The organism is Micrococcus sp. HMSC31B01, from assembly GCF_001816085.1.
Classification (GTDB): Bacteria; Actinomycetota; Actinomycetes; order Actinomycetales; family Micrococcaceae; genus Micrococcus; species Micrococcus luteus.
Genome location: NZ_KV824852.1, coordinates 1 through 3,682 on the forward strand (window position 1 = coordinate 1; position 3,682 = coordinate 3,682).

Here is a 3,682-nt window from a genome sequence, read left to right on the forward strand (position 1 = left end):
GGGCCGGGCTCGGCGGAGGTGCCGGCGAGGTCGGAGATGTCCTTGGACCCGCCCGGCAGGACCACGAGGTCGGCGTCGGCGTAGGTGCTGCCGAGCGTGGCGCGCAGGGTGGCCTGCGCCGTCGAGGAGACGAGGAAGGAGGCCGCGAGGAACAGGGTGCCGATCAGGATGGCCAGCACCAGGGAGACGTAGCGGCGCGGCTGGGTGCGCAGCTGGGAGAGGGCGACGGTCCACACGGTCAGCGCACCCCGCCCTCGGCCGGGGCGGACAGGGCGGTCAGGGCCGCGGTGACGGACTCGACGGTGGGGTCCACGAGCTCACCGGCCAGGCGGCCGTCCGCGAGCAGCACGACGCGGTCGGCGGCGGAGGCGGCCACGGGGTCGTGGGTGACCATGATGACGGTCTGGCCCATCTCCCGCGCGGACCGGCGCAGCAGGCCGAGCACCTCGGTGGAGGTGGCGGTGTCCAGGTTGCCGGTGGGCTCGTCCCCGAACACGACGTCCGGTCGGGTGAGCAGGGCGCGGGCGACGGCGACGCGCTGCTGCTGACCGCCCGAGAGCTCGTGCGGGCGGTGGCCCAGCCGGTCCGCGAGGCCCAGTGCCCGGGTGATCTCGTCCAGCCAGGCGCGGTCCGGGGTGCGGCCGGCCAGCTCGAGCGGCAGCACGATGTTCTGTTCGGCCGTGAGCGTGGGCACGAGGTTGAAGGCCTGGAACACGAAGCCCACGCGGTCGCGACGCAGCCGGGTCAGGGCGGTGTCGTCCAGCCCGGTGATCTCGGTGCCGCCGATCCTCACGGAGCCCGAGGTCGGCGCGTCCAGCCCGGCCAGGCAGTGCATGAGCGTCGACTTGCCCGAGCCCGAGGGCCCCATGATCGCGGTGAACGCGCCCGAGGCGAAGTCCACGTCCACCCCGCGCAGGGCGTGCACCTGCGCGTCACCGCGCCCGTAGGCGCGGGTGAGGCCGCGGGCGCAGACGGCGGGCGCCGTCGTCGTGGTGGCGGACGACGACGGCGTGCCCGGCCCCGGCGCGACGGGGCCGGGGGGCGTGGGGGAGAAGGGGTGTGCGGGGGAAGAGGTGTCCATGGCGGCCACTCTCCCGCGCGGACCCGGCGGGGCGGATCGGAGGAGGGGACCACCTCCGCGGGCGGCGGGTCATGCCCGGGGATGAGGCGGGCCGGCGAGGCGTGGACCCGAGGGCGTCAGGTCCCCGCCGCCGGGCGGTGCGGGGTGGAGTGGGATGATGGGGACATGAGAGCCGACGCCCGCGCCAACCGCCAGGACCTGCTGGCGGCCGCCGGCCGTCTCATCGCCACCCAGGGGGCGGCGATGTCCCTGCGCGGGGTGGCGCAGGAGGCCGGGGTCGGCGTGGGGACGCTGTACCGGCACTTCCCCACGCGTCGGGATCTGCTGGACGCCGTGCTCGAGGACGTCGTGGCCCGCACCGGGGGGATCCTGCAGGCCTTCCTCGACGGGGTGGGCGGGGACGGGCACGGCGGTGGGACCGAGGCGCGGTGGCGGAGGCTCGCGGAGGACCTGGGGGCCGTGAACCTGGCCTCGCTCGCGGCGGCCCGGGACGACTTCGACCCCGCCGACCGGCCGCCGAGGCCCTCATCGCCGAGGCCGAGCGTGTGATCCTCGAGCTCGCGGACCAGGTGGTGGCCGAGGCGCGGCGGGCCGGGCTCGTGGGCCCGGACGTGACCGGGGCGGACTACCTGTTCGGCCTGCTCATGGTCACCCGGTCGCCGGAGTGCGCGCTGCTGGGCCACGGCCCGGACCAGCGGGGCTGGCTGCTGGACACGTACCTGCGCGGCCTGCGGCCCTGAGGGCGCGGCCGGGTCAGTCGCCCGGGGCGTCGTCCTCCAGGACGGGGCGGGCGGTGGCCCACGCGACGGCGCCGGCGAGCAGGCCGGCGCCCGCGGTGAGCGCCAGGCGGAGCAGCCCCTCGACCCCCGTGAACAGGCTCAGGCCCAGCATCACGACGGCGGCCGTCACCAGCGCCACGAAGAAGGCCACGCATTCACTGTCCCGCTGCGCCTGCTCGGCGGCTGGGTCGGAGGCGCGGGACGTCGTCGGGGTGGGGTGGTCCAGGATGCTGCCGGTCATGGTGCCTCTCCTCCAGTGCGCGTCGGGCCGGGGCGGCCATCGGCGCGTGCACCCCGGCGGCGGACCCGCTGCGGGGCCTGCGTCCAGCATCGCGGAGGGGGTGGGCGCACCGGCAGGGCCATGAGGATGAACCTCGGGGCGTCCGACTCATACCCAGGTATGACCTGTGATTGTGCTGGCAGGCGCCTGGGGAGTGGCTCAGGGAAGGGCCCCGCCGCCCCGGCCGACCGCCCCGGCCGACCGCCGAGGCCGGCCGTTGAGGCCCGCAGACACGCCGCTACGACGACGGCGTAGCGGCGTGTCTGCGGGCCTCGACGAGGGGTGGGGCAGGGGCTAGGGCGGGGGCTGCAGGGCGTGCCGGAACGGCGGGTCAGAACTGCACGAGGCCCGCGCGGTGGGCGATGAGCACGGCCTGCACGCGGTCGCGGGCGCCTAGCTTGGCCAGCACCCGGCCGACGTGCGTCTTCACCGTGGCCTCGGAGAGCACGAGCTCGGCGGCGATCTCCAGATTCGCGGCGCCCTGCGCCATGAGCACCAGCACCTCGTGCTCGCGCGGGGTCAGCGACGCCACGGCCGCCTGCTGCTCCTCGCACTCGGCGCTGCGGACCTGGTCCGAGCGCAGACGCGGGGCCATGTGCGTCAGGAGCCGGCGCGTCGTGGACGGGGCGATCACGGCGTCGCCCCGGTGCACCGTGCGGATCGCGGCGAGCAGCTCCTCGGGCGGGGCGTCCTTGAGCAGGAAGCCGCTGGCGCCCGCCTCGATCGCGTCGAAGGCGTACTCGTCCAGGTCGAAGGTGGTCAGCACCACGACGCGCGGGGCGTCCGGCCGGCGCAGCAGCGCGCGGGTGGCCTCGATGCCGTCCATCTCCGGCATGCGCACGTCCATCAGCACGACGTCGGCGCCCGCCACGGACACCGACGCCACCGCCTCGCGCCCGCTGCCCGCCTCCGCCACGACCGTCAGGTCCGGCTGCGAGTCCACGAGCATGGCCAGCCCGGAGCGGATCAGTGCCTGGTCGTCCACCAGGGCCACGCGGACGGGGACGGTCTCCTCAGAGCTCATGGGGTCATCCTCTCAAGTCGGGCGGGGTGAGCGGGCGAGACGGGGGCGGCCACCCCTCACACCGCCGAGTACGGCAGGTGGGCGGACACGCGGTACCCGGCCCCGACGCGCGGCCCCGTCTCGAGCGTCCCGCCGAACAGGGCCGTCCGCTCGGCGGCCCCCCGCAGACCCTGGCCGCTGCCCCGGGTGGCGGGGTCGGCGGCGGCGCCGCAGCCGTCGTCGTCGATCTGCAGGTCCAGGCCGTGCGCCGTCCAGGCGAGCGTGACGAAGGCGTCCGCGTCCGGCCCGCCGTGGCGCAGCGTGTTGGTGAGCGCCTCCTGCACGATCCGGTACGCCGCCAGCTCCCCACCCGCCGGCAGCGTGCGGCGGGGTGTGCCGGTCTCCAGCAGGGACACCTCGAGCCCGGACAGGCGCATCGTCTCCACGAGGGCGGGCAGGTCCGCGAGTCGCGGCTGGGGCCGGCGGCCCGGGGGCAGGCGGGTGCCGCGGCCGTCGGGGGAGGCGACGACGTCGGCGGC

Annotated in this window: 7 protein-coding genes; 2 read left to right on the top strand and 5 right to left on the bottom strand. The window is 76.3% G+C overall.

Annotation, left to right across the window (positions count from 1 at the left end; translation table 11 throughout):
• The coding region (locus HMPREF3105_RS00710; protein WP_141762364.1) for a hypothetical protein at positions 1-236 on the bottom strand (236 nt) is incomplete at its 3' end.
• 2 nt (positions 237-238) lie between these two features.
• Positions 239-1,081: an ABC transporter ATP-binding protein gene (locus HMPREF3105_RS00715; RefSeq protein WP_070708539.1), complete on the bottom strand. Its 843-nt coding sequence runs from the start codon at positions 1,079-1,081 to the stop codon at positions 239-241.
• Positions 1,082-1,246: 165 nt separating this feature from the next.
• Between HMPREF3105_RS00715 and HMPREF3105_RS00720 the strand changes: the two genes are divergently transcribed.
• Together HMPREF3105_RS00720 and HMPREF3105_RS13420 are read left to right on the top strand one after the other, a co-directional pair.
• Complete coding sequence (locus HMPREF3105_RS00720) at positions 1,247-1,630, top strand: TetR/AcrR family transcriptional regulator (protein WP_223247483.1); 384 nt, start codon at positions 1,247-1,249, stop codon at positions 1,628-1,630.
• Entirely contained in the window at positions 1,627-1,821 is a 195-nt protein-coding gene (locus tag HMPREF3105_RS13420) for a hypothetical protein (RefSeq protein ID WP_223247482.1), read from the top strand. The genes HMPREF3105_RS00720 and HMPREF3105_RS13420 overlap by 4 nt, the downstream gene beginning before the upstream one ends.
• Before the next feature lie 13 nt (positions 1,822-1,834).
• Here the strand turns inward: HMPREF3105_RS13420 and HMPREF3105_RS00725 are convergent, their stop codons facing one another.
• The 3 genes from HMPREF3105_RS00725 to HMPREF3105_RS00735 all read right to left on the bottom strand — a co-directional run.
• Positions 1,835-2,101, bottom strand: coding sequence for a hypothetical protein (locus HMPREF3105_RS00725; RefSeq protein WP_020625619.1), 267 nt, complete (start codon positions 2,099-2,101; stop codon positions 1,835-1,837).
• A 370-nt stretch (positions 2,102-2,471) separates the two neighbouring features.
• Positions 2,472-3,164 (bottom strand): response regulator, encoded by a 693-nt coding sequence (locus tag HMPREF3105_RS00730; RefSeq protein ID WP_036316208.1) that lies wholly within the window; start codon positions 3,162-3,164, stop codon positions 2,472-2,474.
• 56 nt (positions 3,165-3,220) lie between these two features.
• Positions 3,221-3,682, bottom strand: a 462-nt coding sequence (locus HMPREF3105_RS00735) for a sensor histidine kinase (RefSeq protein ID WP_371441089.1), incomplete at its 5' end; no start/stop codon positions are given.